Annotated in this window: 27 protein-coding genes; 25 read left to right on the forward strand and 2 right to left on the reverse strand. The window is 62.7% G+C overall.

The window, feature by feature from the left end:
* Nucleotides 1–195: 195 nt before the first annotated feature.
* Complete coding sequence (gene gyrA / locus EJ069_RS07075; protein WP_126060691.1) at nucleotides 196–2,982, forward strand: DNA gyrase subunit A; 2,787 nt, start codon at nucleotides 196–198, stop codon at nucleotides 2,980–2,982.
* Between the two features lie 50 nt (nucleotides 2,983–3,032).
* On the opposite strand, the gene EJ069_RS07080 is transcribed toward gyrA, so the two are convergent.
* Nucleotides 3,033–3,185, reverse strand: coding sequence for a hypothetical protein (locus EJ069_RS07080; protein ID WP_095765297.1), 153 nt, complete (start codon nucleotides 3,183–3,185; stop codon nucleotides 3,033–3,035).
* 292 nt (nucleotides 3,186–3,477) lie between these two features.
* Between EJ069_RS07080 and coaD the strand changes: the two genes are divergently transcribed.
* From coaD to EJ069_RS07125, 9 genes are all read left to right on the forward strand, one after another.
* On the forward strand, nucleotides 3,478–3,978 hold the full coding sequence (coaD, locus tag EJ069_RS07085) for a pantetheine-phosphate adenylyltransferase (protein ID WP_126060692.1): 501 nt from the start codon (nucleotides 3,478–3,480) through the stop codon (nucleotides 3,976–3,978).
* 126 nt (nucleotides 3,979–4,104) lie between these two features.
* A complete protein-coding gene (locus EJ069_RS07090; RefSeq protein ID WP_245456631.1) occupies nucleotides 4,105–4,602 on the forward strand; it encodes a peptidylprolyl isomerase in 498 nt (165 codons plus the stop codon).
* 30 nt (nucleotides 4,603–4,632) lie between these two features.
* The gene (locus tag EJ069_RS07095; protein WP_042642653.1) at nucleotides 4,633–5,145 is read left to right on the forward strand and encodes a peptidylprolyl isomerase; all 513 of its coding nucleotides are present in this window, start codon (nucleotides 4,633–4,635) and stop codon (nucleotides 5,143–5,145) included.
* Nucleotides 5,146–5,155: 10 nt separating this feature from the next.
* Entirely contained in the window at nucleotides 5,156–5,605 is a 450-nt protein-coding gene (locus tag EJ069_RS07100; RefSeq protein WP_126060694.1) for a DMT family transporter, read from the forward strand.
* Nucleotides 5,605–6,693 carry a tRNA preQ1(34) S-adenosylmethionine ribosyltransferase-isomerase QueA gene (gene queA / locus EJ069_RS07105; protein WP_126060695.1) on the forward strand — a complete coding sequence of 363 codons (1,089 nt, stop codon included), beginning with the start codon at nucleotides 5,605–5,607 and terminating at the stop codon, nucleotides 6,691–6,693. The genes EJ069_RS07100 and queA overlap by 1 nt, the downstream gene beginning before the upstream one ends.
* Nucleotides 6,683–6,952, forward strand: a complete 270-nt coding sequence (locus EJ069_RS07110) for a hypothetical protein (RefSeq protein WP_126060696.1) — start codon at nucleotides 6,683–6,685, stop codon at nucleotides 6,950–6,952. The genes queA and EJ069_RS07110 overlap by 11 nt, the downstream gene beginning before the upstream one ends.
* Nucleotides 6,945–8,075 (forward strand): tRNA guanosine(34) transglycosylase Tgt, encoded by a 1,131-nt coding sequence (gene tgt / locus EJ069_RS07115; protein ID WP_126060697.1) that lies wholly within the window; start codon nucleotides 6,945–6,947, stop codon nucleotides 8,073–8,075. The genes EJ069_RS07110 and tgt overlap by 8 nt, the downstream gene beginning before the upstream one ends.
* Nucleotides 8,076–8,140: 65 nt before the next feature.
* Nucleotides 8,141–8,866 carry an SDR family NAD(P)-dependent oxidoreductase gene (locus EJ069_RS07120; protein WP_126060698.1) on the forward strand — a complete coding sequence of 242 codons (726 nt, stop codon included), beginning with the start codon at nucleotides 8,141–8,143 and terminating at the stop codon, nucleotides 8,864–8,866.
* Between the two features lie 226 nt (nucleotides 8,867–9,092).
* Nucleotides 9,093–9,302 carry a hypothetical protein gene (locus EJ069_RS07125; protein ID WP_126060699.1) on the forward strand — a complete coding sequence of 70 codons (210 nt, stop codon included), beginning with the start codon at nucleotides 9,093–9,095 and terminating at the stop codon, nucleotides 9,300–9,302.
* 205 nt (nucleotides 9,303–9,507) lie between these two features.
* On the opposite strand, the gene EJ069_RS07130 is transcribed toward EJ069_RS07125, so the two are convergent.
* Nucleotides 9,508–9,927 (reverse strand): DUF4864 domain-containing protein, encoded by a 420-nt coding sequence (locus EJ069_RS07130; protein WP_126060700.1) that lies wholly within the window; start codon nucleotides 9,925–9,927, stop codon nucleotides 9,508–9,510.
* Between the two features lie 211 nt (nucleotides 9,928–10,138).
* On the opposite strand from EJ069_RS07130, the gene EJ069_RS07135 reads away from it, so the two are divergent.
* From EJ069_RS07135 to glpK, 15 genes are all read left to right on the forward strand, one after another.
* Nucleotides 10,139–10,375, forward strand: a complete 237-nt coding sequence (locus EJ069_RS07135) for an Lrp/AsnC family transcriptional regulator (protein ID WP_027166286.1) — start codon at nucleotides 10,139–10,141, stop codon at nucleotides 10,373–10,375.
* A gap of 168 nt (nucleotides 10,376–10,543) precedes the next feature.
* Nucleotides 10,544–11,956 (forward strand): circularly permuted type 2 ATP-grasp protein, encoded by a 1,413-nt coding sequence (locus EJ069_RS07140; protein WP_042642643.1) that lies wholly within the window; start codon nucleotides 10,544–10,546, stop codon nucleotides 11,954–11,956.
* Between the two features lie 132 nt (nucleotides 11,957–12,088).
* Nucleotides 12,089–13,030, forward strand: a complete 942-nt coding sequence (locus EJ069_RS07145; protein WP_126060701.1) for an alpha-E domain-containing protein — start codon at nucleotides 12,089–12,091, stop codon at nucleotides 13,028–13,030.
* A gap of 21 nt (nucleotides 13,031–13,051) precedes the next feature.
* Complete coding sequence (locus EJ069_RS07150) at nucleotides 13,052–13,846, forward strand: transglutaminase family protein (RefSeq protein ID WP_126060702.1); 795 nt, start codon at nucleotides 13,052–13,054, stop codon at nucleotides 13,844–13,846.
* Between the two features lie 32 nt (nucleotides 13,847–13,878).
* Nucleotides 13,879–14,610, forward strand: a complete 732-nt coding sequence (locus EJ069_RS07155) for a peptidase (protein WP_126060703.1) — start codon at nucleotides 13,879–13,881, stop codon at nucleotides 14,608–14,610.
* Between the two features lie 73 nt (nucleotides 14,611–14,683).
* Nucleotides 14,684–16,096 carry a pyridoxal-dependent decarboxylase gene (locus EJ069_RS07160; RefSeq protein ID WP_126060704.1) on the forward strand — a complete coding sequence of 471 codons (1,413 nt, stop codon included), beginning with the start codon at nucleotides 14,684–14,686 and terminating at the stop codon, nucleotides 16,094–16,096.
* Between the two features lie 126 nt (nucleotides 16,097–16,222).
* Nucleotides 16,223–16,990 carry a DeoR/GlpR family DNA-binding transcription regulator gene (locus EJ069_RS07165; RefSeq protein WP_126060705.1) on the forward strand — a complete coding sequence of 256 codons (768 nt, stop codon included), beginning with the start codon at nucleotides 16,223–16,225 and terminating at the stop codon, nucleotides 16,988–16,990.
* Between the two features lie 126 nt (nucleotides 16,991–17,116).
* The gene (gene glpD, locus EJ069_RS07170; protein WP_126060706.1) at nucleotides 17,117–18,643 is read left to right on the forward strand and encodes a glycerol-3-phosphate dehydrogenase; all 1,527 of its coding nucleotides are present in this window, start codon (nucleotides 17,117–17,119) and stop codon (nucleotides 18,641–18,643) included.
* Between the two features lie 39 nt (nucleotides 18,644–18,682).
* Nucleotides 18,683–19,762 (forward strand): ABC transporter ATP-binding protein, encoded by a 1,080-nt coding sequence (locus EJ069_RS07175; RefSeq protein ID WP_126060707.1) that lies wholly within the window; start codon nucleotides 18,683–18,685, stop codon nucleotides 19,760–19,762.
* 10 nt (nucleotides 19,763–19,772) lie between these two features.
* The gene (locus tag EJ069_RS07180; RefSeq protein ID WP_126060708.1) at nucleotides 19,773–20,855 is read left to right on the forward strand and encodes an ABC transporter ATP-binding protein; all 1,083 of its coding nucleotides are present in this window, start codon (nucleotides 19,773–19,775) and stop codon (nucleotides 20,853–20,855) included.
* The gene (locus EJ069_RS07185) at nucleotides 20,856–21,722 is read left to right on the forward strand and encodes a sugar ABC transporter permease (protein ID WP_042642628.1); all 867 of its coding nucleotides are present in this window, start codon (nucleotides 20,856–20,858) and stop codon (nucleotides 21,720–21,722) included.
* Between the two features lies 1 nt (nucleotide 21,723).
* Nucleotides 21,724–22,632: a carbohydrate ABC transporter permease gene (locus EJ069_RS07190; RefSeq protein WP_126060709.1), complete on the forward strand. Its 909-nt coding sequence runs from the start codon at nucleotides 21,724–21,726 to the stop codon at nucleotides 22,630–22,632.
* A 3-nt stretch (nucleotides 22,633–22,635) separates the two neighbouring features.
* Complete coding sequence (locus EJ069_RS07195) at nucleotides 22,636–22,923, forward strand: DUF2160 domain-containing protein (RefSeq protein WP_126060710.1); 288 nt, start codon at nucleotides 22,636–22,638, stop codon at nucleotides 22,921–22,923.
* A gap of 78 nt (nucleotides 22,924–23,001) precedes the next feature.
* On the forward strand, nucleotides 23,002–24,726 hold the full coding sequence (locus EJ069_RS07200; protein WP_126060711.1) for an ABC transporter substrate-binding protein: 1,725 nt from the start codon (nucleotides 23,002–23,004) through the stop codon (nucleotides 24,724–24,726).
* A gap of 91 nt (nucleotides 24,727–24,817) precedes the next feature.
* Nucleotides 24,818–26,311: a glycerol kinase GlpK gene (gene glpK, locus EJ069_RS07205; RefSeq protein WP_126060712.1), complete on the forward strand. Its 1,494-nt coding sequence runs from the start codon at nucleotides 24,818–24,820 to the stop codon at nucleotides 26,309–26,311.
* Nucleotides 26,312–26,337: the final 26 nt, after the last annotated feature.

Consider the following 26,337-nt stretch of genomic DNA (forward strand, 5'->3'; position numbering starts at 1 on the left):
TTGCGGTTTTTGCCCGATCCATCGCCGACCTTGCCGCATGACGGCGAAAACGACGGTGGCCATATCGTCGCAATCAGCGGTATCCATTTGAAATTACCATCAAAATTGTCTCTGGAAAAGTCCGGCCGACATTGGAGTTTCGGCAAGGCTTCCTATATAAGCATGCAGTGATTCCCGACTGGATTGTGACCTGATTTGACCGACCAGAAGACACCGCGCGGGCCGGATGGCGGCCCCACCGGCATCGAGCCGATTTCGATCATCGAGGAGATGCAACGCTCCTATCTCGATTACGCCATGAGCGTGATCGTCAGCCGCGCGCTGCCCGACGTGCGCGACGGCCTGAAGCCCGTGCACCGCCGCATCCTCTACGCCATGCAGGAAGGCGGTTACCACTGGAACCGCAAGCATGTGAAATCGTCGCGCATCGTCGGCGACGTGATGGGTAAATACCATCCGCATGGCGACGCCTCGATCTATGACGCCTTGGTTCGCATGGCGCAGGACTGGTCGCTGCGCGTGCCGCTGATCGACGGGCAGGGCAATTTCGGCTCCATCGACGCCGATCCGCCCGCGGCCATGCGCTACACCGAGTCACGGCTCACCAAGGTCGCGCATGAGCTCCTGGAGGATATCGACAAGGAAACGGTCGATTTCCAGGACAATTATGATGGCGCCGAACAAGAGCCGAGGGTGCTGCCGGCGCGCTTCCCCAACCTTCTGGTCAACGGTTCGGGCGGCATCGCCGTCGGCATGGCCACCAACATTCCGCCGCACAACCTAGCCGAAGTGTGCAACGGGGCGATGGCGATCATCGACAACCCGGCCATCGACCTGCCGGCACTGATGGAAATCGTGCCCGGCCCGGATTTCCCGACCGGCGGCATCGTGCTTGGCCGTTCCGGCATCTACAGCGCCTATTCCACCGGCCGCGGCTCGATCGTCATGCGCGGCCGCGTCGAGATCGAAAGGCGCGGAAACGACCGTGAATCCATCGTCGTCACCGAGATTCCCTATCAGGTGAACAAGGCGGCGATGATCGAGAAGATGGCGGAACTGGTGCGCGAGAAGCGCATCGACGGCATCTCCGACATTCGCGACGAAAGCGACCGCCAGGGCTACCGGGTCGTCATCGAGCTGAAACGCGAGGCCGTCGCCGACGTCATCCTCAACCAGCTTTACCGCTTCACGCCGCTGCAGACGTCGTTCGGCGCCAACATGGTGGCGCTCAACGGCGGCAAGCCGGAGGTGATGACGCTGATCGACATGCTGAAAGCCTTCGTCGCTTTCCGCGAGGAGGTGATCAGCCGCCGAACCAAATACCTGCTGCGCAAGGCGCGCGAGCGCGCCCATGTCCTTGTCGGCCTTGCGATTGCGGTCGCCAATATCGACGAGGTGATCAAGCTCATCCGCACCGCGCCCGATCCGCAGACGGCGCGCGAGCAGTTGATGGAGCGGCGCTGGCCGTCGCACGACGTCGCGCCTCTGATCAAGCTGATCGACGACCCGCGTCACCGCATCAACGAGGACGGCACCTACAACCTCTCCGAGGAACAGGCGCGCGCCATCCTCGACCTGCGCCTGCAGCGCCTGACCGCGCTCGGCCGCGACGAGATCGCCGACGAGTTGAACAAGATCGGCGCCGAGATAATTGATTTCCTTGACATTTTGTCGTCTCGCGTGCGCATCCAGCAGATCGTCAAGGACGAGCTGATCGCGGTCCGCGACGAGTTCGGAACGCCGCGCCGCACCGAGCTCTCCGAGGGCGGCGCGGACATGGAAGACGAGGACCTGATCCAGCGCGAGGACATGGTCGTCACCGTCAGCCATTCCGGCTACATCAAGCGCGTGCCGCTGTCGCTCTACCGGGCGCAGCGCCGCGGCGGCAAGGGCCGCTCCGGCATGTCGACCAAGGAAGAGGATTTCGTCACAAGGCTGTTCGTGGCCAACACGCACACGCCCGTGCTGTTCTTCTCCTCGCGCGGCATCGTCTACAAGGAAAAGGTCTGGCGGCTGCCGATCGGCAATCCGCAATCGCGCGGCAAGGCGCTGATCAACATGCTGCCGTTAGAGCAGGGCGAACGTATCACCACGATCATGCCGCTGCCGGAGGACGAGACCAGCTGGGGCGATCTCGACGTGATGTTCGCCACTACGCGTGGCACCGTGCGCCGCAACAAGCTCAGCGACTTCGTCCAGGTCAACCGCAATGGCAAGATCGCCATGAAGCTGGAGGAAGAGGGCGACGAGATCCTCGGCGTCGAGACCTGCACCGACAATGACGACGTGCTTTTGACGGCGAATTCCGGCCAGTGCATTCGTTTCCCGGTCTCCGACGTGCGCGTCTTCCAGAGCCGCAATTCCGTCGGTGTGCGCGGCATAAGCATGGCCGAGACCGACCGCATCATCTCGATGTCGATCATCGAGCATGTCGATGCGTCACCCGCACAACGCGCCGCCTATCTGAAGCGTGCGGCGGCTGAAAGGCGGCTTGCCGTCGGAACGACCGGCGAGGAAGATGAGATTTCGCTGACCAATGAGGAGATCGGCGAGGAGGCGGAGCTTTCCGACGATGACTATGAAAAGCTGAAGGCGCACGAGCAATTCGTGCTGACGGTGACCGAATATGGCTACGGCAAGCGCTCGTCGTCCTATGATTTCCGCCTGACGGGGCGCGGCGGCAAGGGCATTCGCGCCACCGACGTTTCCAAGACGGCCGAGATCGGCCGGCTGGTCGCGACCTTCCCGGTCGGCAATGACGATCAAATCATGCTGGTTTCGGACGGCGGCACGGTCATCCGGGTGCCGGTCAACGGCATACGCTTTGCCAGCCGCGCCACCAAGGGCGTGACGATCTTCAACACGGCCGAAGGCGAAAAGGTCGTCTCTGTGGAGCGGATTTCGGAGCCGCAGTCGGACGAAGAAGCGGAAGACGTGGCTTCGAGCGAGGCTGGTGCGGACGATACGGGCGGGAGCGAATAGATTTCGTCCGGCTCAACCGGCCCGTTGGGCCGGATCGATCATGACGGGGATCAGTGGCGACGGTAGACGTTGCGGTGGGCGAAACCATCGAGGCGCTTGGTGTTGGCCTTGACGCGCACCCGCGCTGCTTCCTGATGCAACCCGAAGGCGGTCGCGATGAGCATCACGATGGTCATTGCTGTGGCAAGCATGTAGATCAGCATTTGCGTGTTCTCCTGGGCTTACAACGACGAGATGGGGATTTTGTTTCGTCCCTTGAAGCGGCAACCTAGTGGACGCTGCGTGAAATGTTCGTGATTGCCGCGTTCATCTGTCGTTCATCGGCGCAAAAAGGTTCACGGTGGGCCAACCTATCGGATTTGCCTTTTTCTGAGAGGTTCGCTAGAGCGTTTCACCGTTTCAAGATAACAGCGAACCGCTCTATCTTTTTGTCTTTGCTCAATTCCGGACGGAAAACCGCTCACACTTTTCCTGGAATTGCTCTAGAAGCCTGCCATGACCGAACGCACCGCCCTTTACGCCGGCTCATTCGACCCGCTGACCAACGGCCATCTTGACGTGCTCAAGGCGTCGCTGGCGGTGGCCGACACCGTCTATGCGGCGATCGGCATCCATCCAGGCAAGAAGCCGTTGTTTTCCTTCGAGGAACGCGTGGAACTGATCGAGGCGGCAACCAAGGCCGAATTCGGCAAGGACAGCGGTCGCATCAAGGTCGTTGCCTTCGACGGGCTGGTCATCGACGCTGCTCGCAAGCAGGGCGCTTCGATCATGATCCGCGGCCTGCGCGACGGCACCGATCTCGACTACGAAATGCAGATGGCCGGCATGAACGAGACGATGGCGCCGGAACTGCAGACGGTTTTTCTGCCGGCGAGTCCCTCGGTGCGCACCATTACCGCCACACTCGTGCGCCAGATTGCCTCGATGGGCGGCGACATTCGTCCATTCGTGCCGGCGGCTGTCGCCGGGGCGCTTACGGCCAAGTTCACCAAATAGGTTTTCCCGGAGATCCCTATGCAGCTGAAGAAGCTCGCTTCGTTCCTTGTCGTGCTTGCCGGCCTTTTCGCGGCATCCCTTTTCTCGGCATCAGTGCCGGCCGTCGCTGCCGACAAGGAAAACACCATGATCATCACGCTCAAGGATGGCGACGTGACGATTACGCTGCGCCCCGATCTGGCGCCCAAGCATGTCGCGCAGATCAAGAAGCTGGTGCGCGACGGCGCCTATGACAATGTCGCCTTCCACCGCGTCATCGACGGCTTCATGGCGCAGACCGGCGACGTAAAGTTCGGCAACATGAAGAAGGGTTTCGACCCGCAAGCCGTCGGCACCGGTGGTTCCGATCTTCCCGATCTGCCGGCCGAGTTCTCGCAGAGCGAGCAATTCACGCGCGGCGTGGTCGGCATGGCGCGGTCGCAGGACCCGAATTCGGCCAACTCGCAATTCTTCATCATGTTCGCGCCGGCGCCGAACCTCGACGGCCAGTACACCATCGTCGGCAAGGTGGTCGGCGGCATGGACCTCGTCGACAAGATCAAGAAGGGCGACGAGGCCGACAACGGCACGGTCAGCGACCCCGACCGCATGATCAAGGTTCGCATCGCCGCCGACGTCAAATAAACCCCTCAATTTTCAAAAAGGATTTCCGACATGGCTGAGATCAAGGATCGCGAGAACGCGCTGATCATGGAAACGACCAAGGGCAAGGTCGTCATTGAAATGTATCCCGAGTTGGCCCCCGGCCACGTCGCCCGCATCAAGGAACTGGCGCGTGAGGGCGCCTATGACGGCGTCGTGTTCCACCGCGTCATCGACGGCTTCATGGCACAGACCGGCGACGTCAAGTTCGGCAACTCCTCGAAGCCGACCTATGCGCCGTCGCGCGCGGGCATGGGCGGGTCCGACAAGCCGGACCTCAAGGCCGAGTTCTCCAACGCCAATCATGGCCGCGGCGCCTGCTCGATGGCTCGGGCGCAGAACCCGAACTCGGCGAATTCGCAGTTCTTCATCTGCTTCGACGATGCCGCCTTCCTCAACCGCCAGTACACGGTGTGGGGCCAGGTCATCGAGGGCATGGAAAATGTCGACAAGATCAAGCGCGGCGAGCCGGTGCAGGATCCCGACAAGATCGTGTCGCTGAAGGTCGCGGCCGACGTCAAGTAAGGGCATAACGATGATGGGCGCAGTCTGGTCCCTGCTCGGCATCCTGTCCGGCGCCTTCATCGCCATCCAGGCGCCGATCAATTCGCAACTGGCGCGCGGCCTCGGCCTTCCCGTGGCCGCCGCGGCGTTTTCGTTCCTGTCGGGCGCCATCGTCCTTGGCATCATTGCCTTCGCGGTGGTGAGGTTGCAGGGCATTTCGCTCGACTGGAAGGCGCCGGCGCCCTGGCTGTTCATCGCCGGCGGCATGCTCGGCGGCTTCTATGTCACGCTCTCCACCATTCTGACACCACGCATCGGCGCTGCGGCCCTGATGGCCTTCCTGGTCGCCGGGCAGTTGCTCGCCGGCATGCTGATCGACCGCGTCGGCTTCCTTGGCGTGGCGGTGCGCGAAATCTCGCTCGGCCGCGTCGCCGGCGCGGTAATGCTGCTCGCCGGGGCGCTGCTCATTCGGCTTTTCTGATGCGTGTCGACCTGTTCGACTTCGAGCTGCCGGAGGAGCGCATCGCGCTTCGTCCGGCGGAACCGCGCGACAGCGCCAGGCTGCTGGTCGTCGAGCCGGGCGAACCATTGCAGGACCGCATTGTCCGCGACCTGCCTTCGCTGCTAAGGCAAGGCGACGTGCTGGTGTTCAACGACACCAAGGTCATCCCGGCGCAACTGAAGGGCATGCGCAAGCGCGGCGAGGCGGTGGCGCAGGTCGAGGCGACGCTGCATATGCGCGTGGCGCCGGACCGCTGGCAGGCCTTCATGCGGCCTGGCAAGCGCATCGCCGCCGGCGACCGCATCCATTTCGGTCATGACGGCAGTTCCTGCTTCCTGGGCCAGCTCGACGCGACGGTGCTCGAAAAGGGCGAGGCAGGCGAGGCGCTGCTCGGTTTCGACCTTTCCGGGCCGTTCCTCGATGAGGCGCTGCATGCCGTCGGCCACATTCCGCTGCCGCCTTATATCGCCTCGAAGCGCGACGACGACGAGCGCGACCGCGCCGACTACCAGACCATCTATGCCAGGGAAGAGGGCGCGGTCGCTGCCCCCACCGCCGGGCTGCATTTCACGCCAGCGCTGTTTGCCGCGCTCGACGCCAAGGGCATCGAGCGCCGCTTCGTCACACTGCATGTCGGCGCCGGCACCTTCCTGCCGGTGAAGGCCGACGACACGGCCGGCCACAAGATGCATGCGGAGACCGGCTCGGTAAGTGCCGAGACGGCGGCGGCGCTCAACGCGGCCAGGGCGCGGGGAGGGCGGATCATCTGCGTCGGCACGACATCACTGCGGCTTTTGGAGAGCGCGGCTCGCGCGGACGGCAGGATAGAGCCCTGGTCCGGACCGACCGACATCTTCATCACGCCCGGCTATCGCTTCCGCACAGCCGACATGCTGATGACCAATTTCCATCTGCCGCGCTCGACGCTGTTCATGCTGGTCTCGGCCTTCAGCGGGCTGGAGACGATGCGCTCGGCCTATGCGCATGCCATCGAGAACCGCTACAGGTTCTACTCCTATGGCGACGCCAGCCTGCTTTACCGAGCGGAGACGAGCGATGGACGATGATCTCGACGGCATGGACCGCGACAGGCTGCTCGCGGAAGTGAGAAAGCTGCGCGCCGGCGTCCGCGCGCATCGCGACACGACCGGGCATGATCTGTGCTGGCATCATCCCGTCCTCTGGGACCTTTTGCCAGAAAAGACCGAGCCGTCGATCGCCGTGCCGCCATGGCCGAAATTCATGCGCGGCTGCATCCGCTACCGCCAGTCGCTCGACGAGCAGGCGCCCGATGCGCCGGTGCACGACAAGGAATTCAATGGCTGAGACTTTTTCCTTCAAGGTGCTTGCCAGCGACGGCAAGGCCAGGCGCGGTCTTGTCTCGATGCCGCGCGGCGAAATCCGCACGCCGGCCTTCATGCCGGTCGGCACCGGCGGCACCGTCAAGGCTATGTATATGGACCAGGTGCGCGGCGTCGGCGCCGACATCATTTTGGGCAACACCTATCATCTGATGCTGCGGCCCGGCGCCGAGCGCGTCGCCCGGCTTGGCGGCCTGCACGAGTTTGCGCGCTGGCCATATCCGATCCTGACCGACAGCGGCGGCTTCCAGGTCATGTCGCTGTCGAAGCTCAGGAAACTGACTGAGCAGGGCGTCACCTTCCGCTCGCATATCGACGGCGCGCCTTATGAAATGTCGCCGGAACGGTCGATCGAGATCCAGGGACTGCTCGATTCCGACATCCAGATGCAGCTCGACGAGTGCACGGCGCTTCCGGCCAAGCCCAACGAGATCGAGCGCGCCATGGAATTGTCGCTGCGCTGGGCCGAGCGATGCAAGGCGGCATTCGGCGACCAGCCGGGCAAGGCGATGTTCGGCATCGTCCAGGGTGGCGACAGCGCGCCGATGCGCGTGCGTTCGGCGCAGGCGCTGAAGGCGATGGACCTCAAAGGCTATGCCGTCGGCGGGCTGGCTGTCGGCGAGCCGCAGCAAGTGATGCTGGAGATGCTCGACATCACCTGCCCGGAGCTGCCGGCGCGCAGACCGCGCTACCTGATGGGCGTCGGCACGCCGGACGATATATTGAAATCGGTGGCGCGCGGCATCGACATGTTCGACTGCGTGATGCCGACGCGCGCCGGCCGCCATGGCCTCGCCTATACGCGGCGCGGCAAGGTCAATCTCAGGAATGCCCGCCACGCCGACGATCCGCGGCCGCTCGACGAGGAAAGCGATTGCCCGGCGGCGCGCGATTACTCGCGCGCTTATCTGCATCATCTGGTGCGCTCGCAGGAAGCGCTCGGCGCCATGCTGCTGACCTGGAACAACCTGTCCTATTATCAGAAGCTCATGCAGGACATCCGGGCAGCCATCGAGGCGCGGGCTTTTGAAGCGCGCGCCGCCGAGATCGCCGAAGGCTGGGCGAGGGGCGACATCCAGGCGATCTAGCCGCTGGTCCCGCCGATTGACGGACGTTCTGCCCGGGAGCAGAATCCTGTCTTGAGGGATCAGCCATGGCTGTGACGTTCGATTTCGCCGGCAAGACGGCGATCGTGACCGGTGGGTCGAGGGGCATCGGCAAGGCCGTGGCCATGCAACTGGCACGATCGGGATGCGACGTCTGGATATGGGATGCCGATCCGGTGCCACTCGACGGAACGCGCAGCCAAACTGTGGATGTAACCAAGGCAGGCGATATCGGAAAAGCCCTGAGCGAAGTGATCGCCGAGAGCGGCCGGGTCGATATTCTCGTTAACAATGCCGGCTACCTCGGGTCCTTTCGCAGCTTCGAGGCTTTCGAGCCGGCCGAGTGGCAGCGCATCATCGGAGTCAACCTCATCGGCACGTTTGAGGTCACACATCAGGTTTTGCCGTTCATGCGCAAGACCGGCAGCGGCCGCGTCGTCAATATGGGGTCGCTGGCCGGCAAGGAGGGATTGCCCAATCTTGCAGCCTATTCGGCGGCGAGCGCAGGTATTATCGCTTTCACCAAAGCCTTGTCGCGCGAAGTTAATGACACCGATATTCGCGTCAATTGCGTCGCGCCGGGGCCGATCGATACCGACCTTATCAGGCGACTTGGCAATCAAGTCGTCAGCGACATGATCGGCGCAAGTCCGCTCAAGCGCCTTGGCGCCGTCGACGAGGTTGCGGCGCTGGTGCTGTGGCTTTGCTCCGATGCCGTCAGCTTCAACACGGGCGCGGTATTCGACATGTCCGGCGGCCGGGCTCGCTACTGAACACCGGTTTATGTGCTGAGGCGACCCGAGACCCTCAAGCCTCCGCTTGAGGGCGCGAACCATTTTGAAACGACTGCGATTGTATAGATTGCCGGGATGATTTCAGGCGAAGGCGCAGACCTTGCTCGTCTCGGAGCAAGCCTCGGTGTCGGGTGAGGCACAAACCAGCCGTGCTAGCGGCTCCCGCGAGCCTGCAGCCGCCTTCCAACAATGGACTGGAGCGGTATTGCTGGCCGTCGCGGTCATCGGGGTGGCCGGCCTCGTTCTGCGGGTGCTCGGCGCGCGGGGGGCCTACGCAGCGGTGGTGGACAGAATGACGCGTGACGGCGCGGCGAATTACGCCACCAACCAGGAATTCCGGACCGTGATGACCGTCGATTATTTTGCCAAACGCCTTGGGCGCCAGGCATCGTTTGTCTCCGTAGACAAAATATGAGCGTCCGTCCTGGCTGATCCTCAAGGGGCCTATCGACCGGCAGCCACAACATCTCGAGGCCGTGCCGACCTGCAGGTCGGCCTATGAGCGTGTCGACGCCTCGACGAGCTGGGGTCTTTCGGGCCTGGCCTGGACATTGTATCAGCGCCGGGATTGAGAGTGGGCCCGGCCAAATTCCGGCCGTCGCGCGCCTTCCCGGAATTGCTCAGGTGCTGACCGAGGCCGAGGCGCGCAAGCTGCAGCCGGTGATCTTGAAACTGCCGTCCGCTTGCTGCTGCAGCGTATAGACCGCCTCGTAATCCTTACCGTCGGGCCCGACGATCAGCACCTGCTGGACGATCGAGCCGGGCCCGGTCTGCTCGGCCCTGCCGAAGGAATAGGATTGGGGCTTTCGCACCGGCGCGTAGCCGTTGGTCACTATGTTCATGAAGGTGTCGACGGTCGGAAATATCTCCTTCACATTGGGCGCGGCGAAACTGTAGGCGGCGGCGCCGTCATTGGCGATGAAGGCCTTCAGCTGGCTGTCGATAACCGTCTGCGCGGCCTTGACCTCCGCATTACCGGCGAAGGCAAGCGAGGTCATCAACATTGGAACAAGAGCTAACGCGAACAATGCTCGGCGCATGGGCTGCCTCCCGGTAAATCGCCTGGCGAACGACTCTAACATACGCGTCGCGGCAGGGCGCGGTTTCACCGACCTGCGAAGATTTCGCCATTTCAGCGCCGGGAGGCGGGATCAGCCACTCTTTGAGTTGCGCGGCGCGTGAAGCTTGAAAGCCGGGCGGCAGTCTGCCACAAGGGCCGCTTATTCACGATGCAGGCGGCAGGACCGGGCAATGAAGGCATTTTTCGTGCAGATCAAGTGCGACCTCGGTAAGGCCTATGAGGTCGCCAGCGCGCTTGCCGACGCCGAGATCGCCTCCGAGATCTACTCGACCGCCGGCAATTACGACCTGCTCGCCAAATTCTACGTCGACGACGAGGAAGACGTCGGTCACTTCGTCAACGAGCGGGTACAGATCCTGCCCGGAATCAAGGACACCTTCACCATCGTGACCTTCCGGGCGTTCTGACCGGTCGGGCGATGCCCCGCCGGCAAGCAGGGGCTGACCCGACCTTGCCGCCTGTGCCTTAAATTTAGGCAATTTGCATAGAGTGGCCGTCACGGCTTCCTAAATCATCGATTGCGCTTGATTTTCTCCGGCGAGGCCAGTGAAATGGTCTCAGAGGGGAGTACTCGATTGGCAGCCTTCGATGAAATGCTTCCGGAAGTTTCCGGATTGAGAAGACCTTATGAGGCTTATGATCGCTGGCTGAAGGAGCAGGACCCGGCCAGGCTTACCCAGAAAATGCAGGACGCCGAGCGTGTCTTCCGCAAAACCGGTATCACCTTTGCCGTCTATGGCGAGCAGGAAGCTTCCGAGCGGCTGATCCCTTTCGACATCGTGCCGCGCATCCTCTCCGGCCACGAATGGCGCCGGCTGACGCAAGGCATCGAGCAGCGTGTGCAGGCGCTGAACGCCTTTCTCGACGACATCTATCACCGCCAGGAGATTCTGCGGGCCGGTCGCGTGCCGAGGGATCTCGTTGCCAGGAACGAGGCCTTCCTGCCCGAGATGATCGGGGTGAAGCCGCCTGCCGGTGTCTACACCCATATCATCGGCGTCGACATCGTGCGCATATCGGAGAACGAGTTCTACGTGCTGGAGGACAACGCCCGCACGCCGTCCGGCGTCTCCTACATGCTGGAGAACCGCGAGACGATGATGCAGCTCTTTCCGGAGCTGTTCCAGAAGATCAAGGTGCGGCCGGTCGAGAATTATCCGCAGCTCCTGCGCCAGTCGCTCGCAGCGGTCAGGCCACAAAGCGCCAAGGGCGCGCCGACCATCGCGGTGCTGACGCCAGGCTCCTACAACTCGGCCTATTTCGAGCATGCCTTCCTCGCCGACCAGATGGGCGTACAACTGGTCGAGGGGCAGGATCTGCGCGTCGTCGATGGCCATGTCGCGATGCGCACGACCGAGGGCTACAAGCAGATCGACGTGCTCTATCGGCGCGTCGACGACGCTTTCCTCGATCCGCTGACTTTCCGCCCGGACTCCGCGCTCGGCGTGCCGGGCATCATGGATGTCTACCGCGCCGGCAACATCACCATCGCCAACGCGCCGGGCACCGGCATCGCCGACGACAAGGCGATCTATTCCTACATGCCGGAGATCGTCGAGTTCTACACCGGCCGCAAGGCCATTCTAGGCAACATCCCGACCTGGCGCTGCTCGGAGCCGGACAGCCTCAAATATGTGCTCGAGCACATCAGCGAGCTGGTGATCAAGGAAGTGCACGGCTCCGGCGGCTACGGCATGCTGGTCGGCCCGGCTGCCACCAAGAAGGAATGCCAGGAGTTCGCCAAGAAGCTGCAGGCGAAGCCTTCGAACTACATCGCCCAGCCGACGTTGGCGCTGTCGACCTGTCCGATCCTGACCGAAAAGGGCCTGTCGCCGCGCCATGTCGATCTTCGGCCCTACGTGCTGGTCTCGGACCGAATCCAGATCGTGCCGGGTGGGCTAACGCGTGTTGCCCTCAAAGAGGGTTCTCTGGTGGTCAATTCCTCACAAGGCGGCGGCACCAAGGATACGTGGGTACTCGACGACTAGAGCGGTGAATGGTGAATGGTAAAATGGTGAATGGTCGGATGCCTGGTTACGAGAGGATGGCAATGACGAAGTGTTGCTGGGTACTACTCACTATTCACCATTCACTATTCACCATTCACTAGGCAAATCCACATGCTTCTCGGCCGCACCGCAAACGGTCTCTACTGGATGAACCGCTATATAGAGCGGGCCGAAAACATGGCGCGCCTCGTCGATGCCGGCCTGCGTATGGCGCTAACGCGCACGCAGAACGCGTCGGAGGAATGGAATTCGGTGCTGCTCAGCGCCGGCTCCGACTATGCGTTCTCGCAGAAATACCAGGACTATACCGCCGCCAACGTCTCCGACTTCCTGCTGCGCGACACCTCGAACCCGTCGAGCACGATGTCGTCGATCGAGACGGCACGCAACAATGCCCGCATGGTGCGAACGGCGCTGACGCGCGAGACCTGGGAAAGCATCAACGAAGCGTGGATGTCGCTGAAGCGCATGCTGGCGAGGCCGATCGACGAGCGCGACCTGCCGACGGTGCTCGATGCCATCAAGCGCGAGACGGCGCTGATCCGCGGCTCGTTCTACGGCACGATGCTGCGCAACGAAATATTCGATTTCTCGCAGCTCGGCACCTATGTCGAACGCGCCGACAACACGGCGCGCATCCTCGACGTGAAGTATTATGTGCTGTTGCCTTCGCTGTCCTGGGTCGGCTCGACGCTGGACAATTACCAGTGGGAGTCAATCCTGCGCTCGGTGTCGGCGCACCGCTCCTATCGCTGGGTTTATGAGGCCGACTACAAGCCGACGAATATCGCGGACTATCTGATCCTCAATGTGCGCATGCCGCGCTCGCTGACCTTCTGCTATCGCTTCCTCGGCGAGCACCTGAAATTCCTCGCCGACGACTATGGCGAGCGCCATGCCTGCCACGCCACGGCCGAGAAGATTCAGGCGCTGCTCAGACGAGGCTCGATCAAGGACATATTCGATCACGGCCTGCACGAGTTCCTGGCCGAGTTCATTCGCGACAACACCAGGCTGGGCGACGAGATCGCCCAGGATTACCGGTTCCATTGAGCGGGGCTGAGGGCGGGCGTCATGCGGCTCAAGATCACCCATCGCACCGAGTACCGCTACGATGCGCCGGTGCAATATCTGCTGCAGCGGCTGCGCCTGCTGCCCCTGAGCGGGCGTACGCAGACCGTCGGCTCCTGGGTGATCAAGGTCGAAGGCGCACGCGAGGAGGTGCGCTTTACCGATCATTTCGGTAACGACACGCGGCTGGTGAGCGCTGAGAGCGGCCACACCGCCATCGTCGTCGAGGCGCAGGGAGAGGTGACGACGCATGACACGGCGGGCGTGACGGGCCCGCATCAAGGCTACGCGCCGCTCTGGCTGTTCGCGCAGCAGACGCCGCTCACCGCCGCCGGCGACGGTATTCGTGAACTGGCCGGCAAGGTCGGGCAGGGGACGGAAATCGAGCGGCTCCACGCGCTGATGGGCGCGATCCGCGAACGCGTCGCCTACAAGCCAGGCGCGACCAGCGTCGTGACGCCGGCCGAAGAGGCCCTGGCGCTCAAATCCGGCGTCTGCCAGGACCACAGCCATATCTTCATCGCCGCGGCCGTCGCGCTTGGCTTTCCGGCCCGCTATATCAGCGGCTATCTGATGATGGATGCCGCCGTCGAGCAGGCCGCCAGCCATGCCTGGGCCGAGGCCTATGTCGTGGGGCTCGGATGGGTTGCCTTTGATCCGGCCAACGGTATTTCTCCCGACGAACGCTATGTGCGGGTGGCGACGGGGCGCGACTATCGCGACGCCTCGCCTGTCTCGGGGATACTGCTGGGGCAGGCGCAAGAGAAGCTTGCCGTCACCGTCACGGTAGAGCAGTAATTTCCGACGAGATTCGCTGCTAAAGAAGAATCATGACCTATTGCGTCGGCCTCAAGATCGATCGCGGGCTCGTGTTCATGTCGGACACGCGCACCAATGCCGGCATGGATTCGATCTCGACCTTCAAGAAGATGCACGTCTGGGAAGAGCCTGGTGAGCGTGTGATCGTGCTGATGTCGGCGGGCAACCTGGCCACGACGCAAGCCGTGGTCAGCCTGCTCGACGAGCGCAACAAGGCCGTTGGCGACCGTCATCCGAAGCTGCTCGAAACGCCATCCATGTACCAGACGGTGCGGCTGGTCGGCGATACGGTCAAGGAAGTCATCGAACATGCCTCGCCGAACGGCGACAAGGCGGATTCCTACTTCAATGCCTCCTTCATCCTGGGCGGCCAGATCAAGGGCAGCCCGCCCAGGCTGTTCATGATCTACCCGGAAGGCAATTTCATCGAGTCGACCGATGACACGCCTTTCTTCCAGATTGGCGAGACGAAATACGGCAAGCCGATCATCATCCGTGCCTATGACCGGACAATGGGCCTGGCCGAAACGGTGAAGCTGCTTCTGGTGTCTTTCGATTCGACGCTGAAATCGAACCTTTCGGTCGGGCTGCCGCTCGATCTGCTGTTCCTGGAGAACGACAGCTTCAAGGTTGGGCTCAACAGGCGCATCGGCCAGGACGATCCCTATTACCGCACCATTTCCGACGGCTGGTCGAACGCTCTGAAGTCGGCCTTTGCCAGCCTGCCGGATTTCCCCGGTTAGGGTCCGCACGTCGCGGCCGGTTGGGCATTTAGCTGGCTTACCCGCTGCATTGCGGCTGGGGTCGGGAGGATAGATGGACAACGAAACATTCCGCGACTGGTCGAGGCGGGCGGCCGACTGGGGCGCCGATTACCGCGCTGGCCTGCGCGACCGTCCGGTGCGGCCGGCAATCGCGCCGGGCGAGATCCTCCGGAGCATCGAGGCTTCGCCGCCCGAAACGGCCGAACCGATGGAAAAGATCTTCGCCGATTTCGAAGAAAAGATCGTGCCGGGCATGACGCATTGGCAGCATCCGCGCTTCTTCGCCTATTTCCCCGCCAATGCGGCGCCGGTCTCGGTCGTGGCGGAGTATCTGGTCTCGGCGATGGCCGCGCAATGCATGCTGTGGCAGACCTCGCCGGCGGCGACCGAGCTCGAGACGCGCATCGTCGACTGGATGCGCCAGGCGCTTGGCCTCCCCGAGGGCTTTTCCGGCGTCATCCAGGATTCGGCCTCGTCGGCGACGCTTGCGGCGGTGCTCACCATGCGCGAGCGGGCGCTCGACTGGCAGGGCAACAAAAAGGGGCTGGCCGGACAGGGCAAGCTGCGCGTCTATTCCTCCGACCAGGTCCATACCTCGATCGACCGCGCCATCTGGGTCTCAGGCATCGGCGAGGAGAACCTCGTCCGCATCACGGTCTCAGGACGTTTTCGTGCCATGGATCCGGCCGCGCTTGATGCCGCAATCGTCGCCGATCGCGCGGCCGGCCTGCTGCCCGCAGGCATCATCGCTTGCGTCGGCGGCACCAGCATTGGCGGCACCGACGACATCGCCGCGGTGGCCGCGGTCGCGGAGCGGCACGGGCTTTACCTGCATGTCGACGCCGCCTGGGCCGGATCGGCGATGATCTGCCCGGAATACCGGCATTTCTGGGCAGGCGTCGAAGGCGCCGATTCCATCGTCTTCAATCCACATAAGTGGCTCGGGGCGCAGTTCGACTGCTCGATCCAGTTTGTTCGTCAGCCGGAAGACCTGGTGCGCACGCTGGCCATAAAGCCGGAGTTTTTGAAGACGTTGGGGCACGACGGCATCATCAACTATTCGGAATGGTCAGTGCCGCTCGGGCGCCGTTTCCGCGCGCTGAAACTCTGGTTCCTGCTGCGGGCCTATGGCCTCGAGGGCTTGCGCGCCATGATCCGCAATCATGTCGCCTGGAGCGAAGGACTGGCAGCGCGCCTCGCCAGGGAAAAGGATTTCGAGCTCGTCAGCGAGCCGATGCTGTCGCTGTTCTCATTCCGGCACGAAGCGCCATCGGGTACCGATCCGGATGAGCACAATCTGCGCTTGGTCGACGCCATCAACACCGACGGCCGCATTTACCTGACGCAAACGCGGGTCGATGGCCGCGTGGCGATCCGCTTTCAGGCGGGGCAGTTCGAGGCGACGGCGGCCGATGTCGACGCCGCGTTCGACGTCATAACCGAGATTGCCCGGCGTCCGTCCTGAGGCGGCGGACGCGTTCCGCGCTGGTTTGCCTTTTGCAATCAGGTGATTTTCGTTAGCCGGCTCATACCTTTTCTTCGCTTTCGTTTTCCGATATAGAGGAGAAAAACGAAAATGGAGGGACGCCGGATGTTTCTTTCGCCACGCCACGCCGAAATCATCCAGATGGCGAAAGACCACGGCCGGGTTCTGGTCGAGGATCTGGCGACGCATTTCAATGTGACGCCGCAGACCATCCGCAAGGACCTCAACGATCTGTGCGATCAGCGGCTGCTCACCCGCGTCCATGGCGGCGCGCTGTTCCCATCCGGGATCGAGAACATGGAATACGAGGCGCGGCGCAAGATCGCGGCCGACGAGAAGGAGGCGATCGGCGGCGCGGCGGCGCGGTTGATCCCGGATAATGCTTCGCTGTTCATCAATATCGGCACCACCACCGAGGCCGTCAGCAAAGCGCTGCTCGACCACAACGGGCTGATGGTCATCACCAATAACATCAATGTTGCCAATAGGATGCGCATCTATCCTACGATCGAGGTGGTGATCGCCGGCGGCGTGGTGCGCGGCTCCGACGGCGGTGTCGTTGGCGAAGCGGCCGTCGATTTCATCCGCCAGTTCAAGGTCGACTACGCCGTCATCGGCGCCTCGGCCATCGATCATGACGGTGCGCTTCTCGATTTCGATTTCCGCGAGGTGAAGGTGGCGCAGGCGATCATCGCCAATGCGCGCCACGTCATCCTGGTCTCCGACCGGACCAAGTTCGAGCGCACGGCGCCTGTCCGGATCGGCCATCTTTCGCAGGTGAATACCTTCATCACCGATCGTTGCGACATCCCCTCGATTCGCCGGATTTGCGAGGAGACCGAGGTCCGGCTGATCGAGACGGCGCTCGAATAGCGGCGCTTCACGGCTGTTTCACGCAGCCATGAAATTTCGTTTGACATTCGCTTTGAGTTCGAAATAATTCCGTCACGGTTTCGTAAAACACAAAAATGGTGCAATGCGAAATCGTTGGAGGAACTTTTGGACACATCCCCGATCCAAGACATTTTCGTCATCGGCGGCGGCATCAATGGCTGCGGCATCGCCCGCGACGCCGTTGGCCGCGGATTTTCGGTTTACCTTGCCGAGATGAACGATCTGGCGAGCGGGACGTCCTCCGGCTCGACCAAGCTTATCCATGGCGGGCTTCGCTATCTCGAATTCTACGAGTTCCGGCTGGTGCGCGAGGCGCTGATGGAGCGCGAGGTTCTGTGGAAGAACGCGCCGCACATCATCTGGCCGATGCGCTTCGTCCTGCCTTACGCCAAGGGCCTGAGGCCCGCCTGGCTGATCCGGCTCGGGCTGTTCCTCTACGATCACATCGGGGGGCGCAAGCTGCTGCCTGCGACGAAGACGCTGGACATGGCGAGCGATCCGGCAGGCAAGCCGCTCAAGCCGTTGTTCCACAAGGCTTTCGAATATTCGGATGGTTGGGTCAATGACGCTCGCCTGGTGGCGCTGAACGCTCGTGATGCCGCCGACCGGGGCGCCATCATCCGCACCCGCACCAAGGTCGTCAGCGCGCGCCGAGACGGTCCGACCTGGACCATCAAGGTGCAGAACGTGCTGACTGGCGACACCGAAGAGGTTCGCGCGCGGCTTCTCGTCAACGCCGCCGGCCCGTGGGTCGATCACGTTCTGCAGACAGCCGTCGGCCAGAACGAAGTCCACAATGTCCGTCTTGTCCAAGGCAGCCACATCGTCGTCGCCAAGAAGTTCGACGATCCGCGCGCCTATTTCTTCCAGAACAAGGACGGCCGCATCATCTTCGCCATTCCCTACGAGGAAGAATTCACGCTGATCGGCACGACCGACCGCGACTATCCAGGCGACCCGCACGATGTGAAGATCTCCGACGCCGAGATCGACTATCTTTGCGCCGCGGCAAGCGAATATTTCGCGGTCGCCGTGAAGCGCTCCGACATCGTCTGGACCTATTCGGCGGTGCGTCCGCTCTATGACGACGGGGCCTCCAAGGCGCAGGAAGCGACGCGCGATTATGTGCTGAAGGCCGATGGCGGGGAGGGCGTCGCTCCGCTTGTCAACGCCTTCGGCGGCAAGATCACGACCTTCCGTCGGCTTGCGGAATCGATGCTTGAGAAGGTCGAAGGCTTTCTCGGCAAGCGCGGCAAGCCTTGGACGCATGACGCGCCGCTGCCGGGCGGTGATTTTCCAGCCACCGGTTTCGACGCGCAGGTCGCCAGGCTGAAAAAGACCTATCCGTTCCTCGACCAGAGGCTGGCGCGCCGGTTCACGCGGCTCTACGGCACGCGCGCGGAGAAGCTGCTCGGGCTCGCCAAGTCGAATACTGATCTTGGCCGCAATTTCGGCGCCGATCTTTTCGAGGTTGAGGTTCGCTATCTCGCCGAGAACGAATGGGCGGTCACCGCCGAGGACGTGCTATGGCGCCGCACCAAGCGCGGCCTGCATTTCAGCCGCGAGCAGACGGCGGCACTGGAAGAATTCATGCGAGGGCTGAGCAGCCGTCACGTCGCGGCGGCGGAATGACGATCGACTGCTGAAGCGCAAGGCCTGGGAGGAGGCGTGATGCTGGAACTGAGGAACGTGACGAAGACGATCGGTGCGCAGGAGCATATCCGCGACGTGTCGCTGACGCTTCAGCACGGCTCGCTGAATGTTCTGCTGGGGCCGACGCTTTCCGGCAAGACCAGCCTGATGCGGCTGATGGCGGGTCTCGACGCGCCGACGTCCGGCTCGGTCTGGTTCGACGGCAAGGACGTTACCGGGCAGCCGGTGCAGAAGCGCAATGTCGCCATGGTCTACCAGCAGTTCATCAACTACCCGGCGATGACGGTTTACGAGAACATCGCTTCGCCGCTCCGGGTCGCCGGCGTGGAGCAGGGCAAGATCGACAAGGAAGTGCGCAATGCCGCCGCGCTTCTCAAGCTCACGCCTTACCTCGACCGCACCCCGCTCAACCTCTCGGGCGGTCAGCAGCAGCGCACGGCGCTTGCACGCGCCATCGTCAAGAACGCCAGCCTGGTGCTGCTCGACGAGCCTCTCGCCAATCTCGACTACAAGCTGCGCGAGGAATTGCGCGCCGAATTGCCGAAGATCTTCGCCGCCGCGGGCACGATCTTCGTCTATGCCACGACCGAGCCGCATGAGGCGCTGCTGCTGGGCGGCAACACGGCGACACTTTCGGAGGGCCGCGTCACCCAATTCGGACCGACCGTCGAGGTTTTCCGCAAGCCGGTCGATCTGGTGACGGCAAGGACCTTCGCCGATCCGCCGCTCAACACCATCGTGCTATCCAAGAAGGGCTCGGACTTCCTGCTCGAAGGCGGCGTCAAGCTGCCGGTGCCGCCGGAACTCGCCGGCATTTCGGACGCCAGCTACACGATCGGCTTCCAGCCGCATCATTTGTCGCTGGAGCGGCCGAACGCCAGCGCGGTGCCGGTGCGGGCCAAGGTCACCATCACCGAGATCACCGGCTCGGAAAGCTTCGTCCATCTCGATTTCGCCGATGCGCGCTGGGTGATGCTGGCGCATGGCATCCTCGATTTTGAGACGGACGACGAGGTCGAGGTGTTCATCGACCCGCGCCACATCCTGGTGTTCGACCACAACGGCCGCGCCGTGACGGCGTCGAAGCTGGCGGCCTGAGGAGGATCAGATGGCGCGCATCGACGTCAACCATATCCGCCACTCCTATCTGCCCAATCCACGGAAGGATTCGGATTTCGCGCTGAAGGAAGTGCATCACATCTTCGAGGATGGCGGCGCCTATGCGCTGCTCGGGCCGTCGGGCTGCGGCAAGACCACCTTGCTCAACATCATTTCGGGATTGCTGCATCCCTCGCACGGCCAGCTTTTGTTCAACGGCCGGGACATCACCAATCTGTCCACGCAGGAGCGCAACATCGCGCAGGTGTTCCAGTTCCCGGTCATCTACGACACCATGACCGTCTACGACAATCTGGCCTTCCCGCTGCGCAACCGCCGCGTGCCGGAGGCGGACGTCGACCGCAAGGTGCGCGAGACGCTGGACATGATCGATCTCGCTTCGCTGGCGAAGAAGAAGGCGCGCGGGCTCACCGCCGACCAGAAGCAGAAGATATCGCTCGGTCGCGGCCTGGTGCGCTCGGACGTCAACGCCATCCTGTTCGACGAGCCGCTGACGGTGATCGACCCGCACATGAAATGGGTGCTGCGTTCGCAATTGAAGCATCTGCATCGCCGCTTCGGCTACACCATGGTCTATGTCACGCATGACCAGACCGAAGCGCTGACTTTCGCCGACCGCGTCGTGGTCATGTATGACGGCGAGATCGTGCAGATCGGCACGCCGGCCGAACTCTTCGAGCGGCCGCGCCACACTTTCGTCGGTTATTTCATCGGCTCGCCGGGCATGAACGTGCTGCCGGTCGCGCTGGAAGGCAGGACGGCGAAGCTCGGCGCGCAGCGCATCGAGCTGCCGGGCGTGCCCCAGACTGTTACCGGAAAGCCGGAAGCCGGCGCCGTCGAGCTCGGCATCCGTCCCGAATATGTGCGGCTCGGCCGCGAAGGCATGGCGGTGCAGGTTTCCAAGGTCGAGGACGTCGGCCGCCACAAGGTCGTGCGCGCCAATCTGGAAGGCAAGGAGATTGCCGCGGTGATCGGCGAGGACGACGAGGTGCCTGCCGACCCGAAAGTCCGCTTCGATCCGGCTGGCATCAACATCTATGCCGATTCCTGGCGCGTAGAGATGGGGGCCTAGATGGACAAGACCTGGAACAACAAGGCTTGGTTCCTTGTCCTGCCGGTTCTGGTGCTGGTGGCCTTCTCGGCCGTCATCCCGCTGATGACCGTGGTCAATTATTCGGTACAGGACACGTTCGGCAACAACGTCTTCTTCTGGGCCGGCACCGAGTGGTTCGAGGAATTGCTGCACTCCGACCGCTTCTGGGAAGCGATGGTGCGCAACCTGATCTTCTCCTTCATCATCCTGGCGATCGAGGTGCCGCTCGGCATCTTCATCGCGCTCAACATGCCGAAGAAGGGCTGGGGCGTGCCGGTCTGCCTGGTGCTGATGGCGCTGCCGCTGTTGATCCCGTGGAACGTCGTCGGCACGATCTGGCAGGTGTTCGGCCGCAACGACATCGGCCTGCTCGGCTATTACGTCAATGCGCTGGGCTTCAACTACAATTATGTCCAGGACCCGTTCGACGCCTGGGTCACGGTCATCATCATGGATGTCTGGCACTGGACGAGCCTTGTCGTGCTGCTCTGCTATGCCGGCCTGGTCTCCATTCCGGATGCCTTCTACCAGGCGGCCAAGATCGACGGCGCCTCGCGCTGGGCGGTGTTCCGCTACATCCAGCTGCCGAAGATGCAGCGCGTGCTTTTGATCGCCGTGCTGCTGCGCTTCATGGACTCATTCATGATTTACACCGAGCCCTTCGTCGTCACCGGCGGCGGTCCCGGCAATTCGACGACCTTCCTTTCCATCGACCTCGTCAAGACGGCCCTCGGCCAGTTCGACCTCGGACCGGCAGCGGCGATGTCGCTGGTCTACTTCCTGATCATCCTGTTGTTGTCGTGGGTGTTCTACACCGTGATGACCAATTACGACGCGGAGCGCTGAGATGACAGGCGCCAACGAGACGACACGCGTGAGCGAAACAGCGATCACCGAAGTCGGCAGCACGCTGTCGCAGGACGAGGTGGCGAAGTTGATGCGCCGCCGCGGCGAGGAATCGCGCTGGTGGTGGATCGTGCCGACGCTCTACATCATCGTGCTGCTCCTGCCGATCTACTGGCTCATCAATATGAGCTTCAAGACCAACCAGGAGATCGTGTCGTCGCTGACGCTCTTTCCGCACGAGCCGACGCTGCGCAATTACAGGATCATCTTCACCGACGCGTCCTGGTACTCGGGCTACATCAATTCGATCACCTATGTGGTGATGAACATGGTGATATCGGTGGCGGTGGCGCTGCCGGCCGCCTATGCCTTCTCGCGCTACCGCTTCCTCGGCGACAAGCATTTGTTCTTCTGGCTGCTCACCAACCGCATGGCGCCGCCGGCGGTGTTCGCGCTGCCGTTCTTCCAGCTCTATTCGGCCTTTGGTCTCATCGACACCCATATCGCGGTGGCGCTGGCGCATTGCCTGTTCAACGTGCCGCTGGCGGTGTGGATCCTCGAAGGCTTCATGTCCGGTGTGCCGAAGGAGATCGACGAGACCGCCTATATCGACGGCTATTCCTTTCCGCGCTTCTTCGTGAAGATCTTCATGCCGCTGATCGCGAGCGGCATCGGCGTCGCCTGCTTCTTCTGCTTCATGTTCTCATGGGTGGAGCTGCTGATCGCGCGCACGCTGACGACAACCGACGCCAAGCCGATCGCCGCCACCATGACACGCACCGTCTCGGCCGCCGGCATGGACTGGGGACTACTCGCCGCCGCCGGCGTGCTGACGCTGATCCCCGGCGCGCTCGTGATCTGGTTCGTGCGAAATTATATCGCCAAGGGCTTCGCCTTGGGGAGGGTCTAAGCCATGAATCTCGACTTCTCCTGGATGGCGTGGACGTGGCCGACAGCCGCCTTCTTCGTCGTCATTGCGCTGATGCTCTGCGGCATGGGCTTTTGGGAATATGTCTCGCCCGGCGGCAATCCGCGCGTCGGCCTGCTGCGCTTCGAGACGACGCGCGGCGACCGCCTCTTCGTTTCGCTGCTCGGCAGCGCCTTCATCCATCTCGCTTGGCTGGGTCTGGTTGGACCCAACCTGTGGTGGGCTCTCGCTCTCTCCGTGGTCTACGCCATTGGCGTGTTCCGATACGTATAGAGGGGGAAAAAGTCGGAGCGGCCGCGTGCTGGCGGCCGCCCCGGATCGCACTTCACAACTTAAGACTGGAGGAGACACATGCGACGGCAATTTCTAACATCAACGACCGCCCTTGTCCTATTGCTGGGCGCGGGCCACGCCTATGCCGGAATGGATGAGGCAAAAGCCTTTCTCGACAAGGAGATAGGCCCCCTGTCGACGCTTTCGCGCGCCGATCAGGAAAAGGAAATGCAGTGGTTCATCGACGCCGCCAAGCCGTTCGCCGGCATGGAAATCAAGGTCGTGTCGGAAACGCTGACCACGCACCAGTATGAATCCCAGGTGCTTGCGCCGGCCTTCACCGCCATCACCGGCATCAAGGTCACGCATGACGTCATCCAGGAAGGCGATGTCGTCGAGAAGATCCAGACCCAGATGCAGACCGGGCAGAACCTCTATGACGGCTGGGTCAACGACTCGGACCTCATCGGCACGCACTGGCGCTATCAGCAGGCGCGCAACCTGACCGACTGGATGGCCGGCGAGGGCAAGGACGTCACCGATCCGATGCTCGACGTCGACGACTTCATCGGCAAGTCGTTCACCACCGCGCCGGACGGCAAGCTCTACCAGCTGCCCGACCAGCAGTTCGCCAACCTCTACTGGTTCCGCTACGACTGGTTCAACGACGAGAAGAACAAGGCCGACTTCAAGGCCAAGTATGGCTACGACCTCGGCGTGCCGGTCAACTGGTCGGCCTATGAGGACATCGCTCAGTTCTTCACCGGCCGCGAGATCGACGGCAAGAAAGTCTATGGCCACATGGACTACGGAAAGAAGGACCCGTCGCTCGGCTGGCGCTTCACCGATGCGTGGCTCTCCATGGCCGGCAACGGCGACAAGGGCATCCCGAACGGCAAGCCGGTCGACGAATGGGGCATCAAGGTCGACGAGAATTCGCGTCCTGTCGGATCGTGCTCCGCACGCGGCGGCGACACGAACGCCCCGGCCTCGGTCTATGCCATCCAGAAATATCTCGACTGGCTGAAGGCCTACGCGCCGCCGGAAGCGCAGGGCATGACCTTCTCCGAATCGGGCCCGGTCCCCTCGCAGGGCAACATCGCCCAGCAGATCTTCTGGTACACGGCCTTCACCGCCGACATGGCCAAGCCCGGCCTGCCGGTCGTGAACGATGACGGCACGCCGAAATGGCGCGTCGCGCCGTCGCCGCATGGCGTCTATTGGAAGGACGGCATGAAGCTCGGCTACCAGGACGCTGGTTCGTGGACATTGCTGAAGTCGACCCCGACCGACCGCGCCAAGGCCGCCTGGCTCTACGCGCAGTTCGTGGTGTCGAAGACGGTCGACGTGAAGAAGAGCCAGGTCGGCCTGACCTTCATCCGTGACTCCACCATCCACGACAAGAGCTTCACCGAGCGGGCGCCGAAGCTCGGCGGCCTGATCGAGTTCTACCGCTCGCCGGCGCGCGTGCAGTGGACCCCGACCGGCACCAACGTGCCGGACTATCCGAAGCTGGCGCAGCTCTGGTGGCAGAACATCGGCGATGCGTCGTCCGGTGCGAAGACCCCGCAGGAAGCGATGGATTCGCTCTGCGCCGACCAGGAGAAGGTGCTCTCCCGTCTCGAGAAATCCGGCGTCCAGGGCGATATTGGACCGAAGATGGCCGAAGAGCACGATCTCGAATACTGGAACAAGGATGCCGTCTCGAAGGGCAACCTTGCGCCGCAGCTCAAGGTCGAGAACGAGAAGGACAAGCCAATCACCGTCAACTACGACGAGCTGGTGAAGAGCTGGCAGAAGTAACTGCATGACGTGGGCGCATTTGCCCGCGTAAGAAATGCAGGGGAGGCGGCTTGGCCGTCTCCCCTGTTGCATGAGTAGTGGAGGGAACGGAATGAGCGGTTTTGTGCTGGCGATCGACCAGGGAACGACCTCGACCCGAGCGATCCTGTTCGACGACAAGATGAAGGTCGCGGGCACCGGCCAGCAGGAATTCGCGCAGCATTATCCGGCCTCCGGCTGGGTCGAACATGACCCGGAAGATATCTGGGCAAGCGTTCTCGCCACGGTGAAGTCGGCGCTTAAGTCCGCCGGCCGTGCCGCTTCGGATGTGGCCGCGATCGGCATCACCAATCAGCGCGAGACGGTCGTGATCTGGGATCAGGCGACCGGCAAGCCGATCCACAATGCCATTGTCTGGCAGGACCGCCGCACCGCGCCGCTCTGCCAGAAATTGAAGAAGCAGGGGCTGGAGAAGAAATTCACGAAAAAGACTGGGCTGCTGCTCGATCCCTATTTCTCCGGCACCAAGATCGCCTGGATGCTGGACAAGGTGAAAGGAGCCAGGAAGCGCGCCGAGAAGGGCGAACTGCTCGCCGGCACGATCGACAGTTTCCTGATCTGGCGGCTGACCGGCGGCAAGATGCACGCGACCGACGCCACCAATGCCTCGCGCACGCTGGTCTACAACATCGAGACGAATGTCTGGGACGAAGAGCTGCTCTCGATCCTGAACATACCGGCAGAGATCCTGCCTCAGGTGAAGGACTGCGCCGACGACTTCGGCGTCACCGAGAAGAGCCTGTTCGGCGCCGAGATGCGCATCCTCGGCGTTGCCGGCGACCAGCATGCGGCGACCATCGGCCAGGCCTGTTTTGAGCCGGGCATGATGAAATCCACCTACGGCACCGGCTGCTTCGCGCTGCTCAACACCGGTGCCGACCTTGTGCGCTCGAGGAACCGGCTTCTGACCACGATCGCCTACCGGTTGAACGGCAAGACCACCTATGCGCTGGAAGGTTCGATCTTCATCGCGGGCGCCGCCGTGCAGTGGCTGCGTGACGGCATCAAGGTGATCGGCAAGGCCGAGCAAAGCGGCGCGCTGGCGGCGACCGCCGATCCGGCGCAAGCCGTCTATCTGGTTCCGGCCTTTGTCGGCCTTGGCGCGCCGCACTGGGACGCGGATGCGCGCGGCGCGATCTTCGGCCTGACGCGCAATTCAGGCCCGGCTGAGTTCGCGCGCGCCGCACTCGAATCGGTCGCGTTCCAGACGCGCGACCTGCTCGACGCCATGCGCAAGGACTGGAAAGGCGCGTCGGCCAAGACGGTGCTTCGCGTCGACGGCGGCATGGTGGCATCCGACTGGACCATGCAGCGGCTGGCCGACATTCTCGACGCGCCGGTCGACCGCCCGACCATCCTGGAGACGACTGCCCTGGGTGCGGCGTGGCTTGCCGGGTCGAAAGCGGGTGTCTGGCCGAAGGCAAAGGAATTCGCGAGGAGTTGGGCGCTGGAACGGCGCTTCAAGCCGGAGATGGATGCCGCATCGCGCGCGGCGATGCTCGCCGGATGGCGCGATGCGGTGCGCAGGACGCTAAGCGCGAGATAGCGATTTATACGGGAACGGGCGAGGGG

The sequence above is a fragment of the Mesorhizobium sp. M2A.F.Ca.ET.043.05.1.1 genome (genome assembly GCF_003952445.1).
Taxonomy (GTDB): Bacteria; Pseudomonadota; Alphaproteobacteria; order Rhizobiales; family Rhizobiaceae; genus Mesorhizobium.

Bases quoted from the DNA above. Each gene is read 5' to 3' on its own strand.
- EJ069_RS07135 (WP_027166286.1), top strand. From the start codon at position 10,139: ATGAAGGCATTTTTCGTGCAGATCAAGTGCGACCTCGGTAAGGCCTAT.
- EJ069_RS07155 (WP_126060703.1), top strand. From the start codon at position 13,879: ATGACCTATTGCGTCGGCCTCAAGATCGATCGCGGGCTCGTGTTCATG.
- EJ069_RS07185 (WP_042642628.1), top strand. From the start codon at position 20,856: ATGGACAAGACCTGGAACAACAAGGCTTGGTTCCTTGTCCTGCCGGTT.
- EJ069_RS07175 (WP_126060707.1), top strand. From the start codon at position 18,683: ATGCTGGAACTGAGGAACGTGACGAAGACGATCGGTGCGCAGGAGCAT.
- EJ069_RS07090 (WP_245456631.1), top strand. From the start codon at position 4,105: ATGATCATCACGCTCAAGGATGGCGACGTGACGATTACGCTGCGCCCC.
- EJ069_RS07080 (WP_095765297.1), bottom strand. From the start codon at position 3,185: ATGCTGATCTACATGCTTGCCACAGCAATGACCATCGTGATGCTCATC.
- EJ069_RS07120 (WP_126060698.1), top strand. From the start codon at position 8,141: ATGGCTGTGACGTTCGATTTCGCCGGCAAGACGGCGATCGTGACCGGT.
- EJ069_RS07180 (WP_126060708.1), top strand. From the start codon at position 19,773: ATGGCGCGCATCGACGTCAACCATATCCGCCACTCCTATCTGCCCAAT.
- EJ069_RS07190 (WP_126060709.1), top strand. From the start codon at position 21,724: ATGACAGGCGCCAACGAGACGACACGCGTGAGCGAAACAGCGATCACC.
- queA (WP_126060695.1), top strand. From the start codon at position 5,605: ATGCGTGTCGACCTGTTCGACTTCGAGCTGCCGGAGGAGCGCATCGCG.
- tgt (WP_126060697.1), top strand. From the start codon at position 6,945: ATGGCTGAGACTTTTTCCTTCAAGGTGCTTGCCAGCGACGGCAAGGCC.
- EJ069_RS07130 (WP_126060700.1), bottom strand. From the start codon at position 9,927: ATGCGCCGAGCATTGTTCGCGTTAGCTCTTGTTCCAATGTTGATGACC.
- EJ069_RS07160 (WP_126060704.1), top strand. From the start codon at position 14,684: ATGGACAACGAAACATTCCGCGACTGGTCGAGGCGGGCGGCCGACTGG.
- EJ069_RS07110 (WP_126060696.1), top strand. From the start codon at position 6,683: ATGGACGATGATCTCGACGGCATGGACCGCGACAGGCTGCTCGCGGAA.
- EJ069_RS07165 (WP_126060705.1), top strand. From the start codon at position 16,223: ATGTTTCTTTCGCCACGCCACGCCGAAATCATCCAGATGGCGAAAGAC.
- EJ069_RS07150 (WP_126060702.1), top strand. From the start codon at position 13,052: ATGCGGCTCAAGATCACCCATCGCACCGAGTACCGCTACGATGCGCCG.
- EJ069_RS07145 (WP_126060701.1), top strand. From the start codon at position 12,089: ATGCTTCTCGGCCGCACCGCAAACGGTCTCTACTGGATGAACCGCTAT.
- EJ069_RS07195 (WP_126060710.1), top strand. From the start codon at position 22,636: ATGAATCTCGACTTCTCCTGGATGGCGTGGACGTGGCCGACAGCCGCC.
- glpK (WP_126060712.1), top strand. From the start codon at position 24,818: ATGAGCGGTTTTGTGCTGGCGATCGACCAGGGAACGACCTCGACCCGA.
- coaD (WP_126060692.1), top strand. From the start codon at position 3,478: ATGACCGAACGCACCGCCCTTTACGCCGGCTCATTCGACCCGCTGACC.
- EJ069_RS07200 (WP_126060711.1), top strand. From the start codon at position 23,002: ATGCGACGGCAATTTCTAACATCAACGACCGCCCTTGTCCTATTGCTG.
- EJ069_RS07095 (WP_042642653.1), top strand. From the start codon at position 4,633: ATGGCTGAGATCAAGGATCGCGAGAACGCGCTGATCATGGAAACGACC.
- EJ069_RS07100 (WP_126060694.1), top strand. From the start codon at position 5,156: ATGATGGGCGCAGTCTGGTCCCTGCTCGGCATCCTGTCCGGCGCCTTC.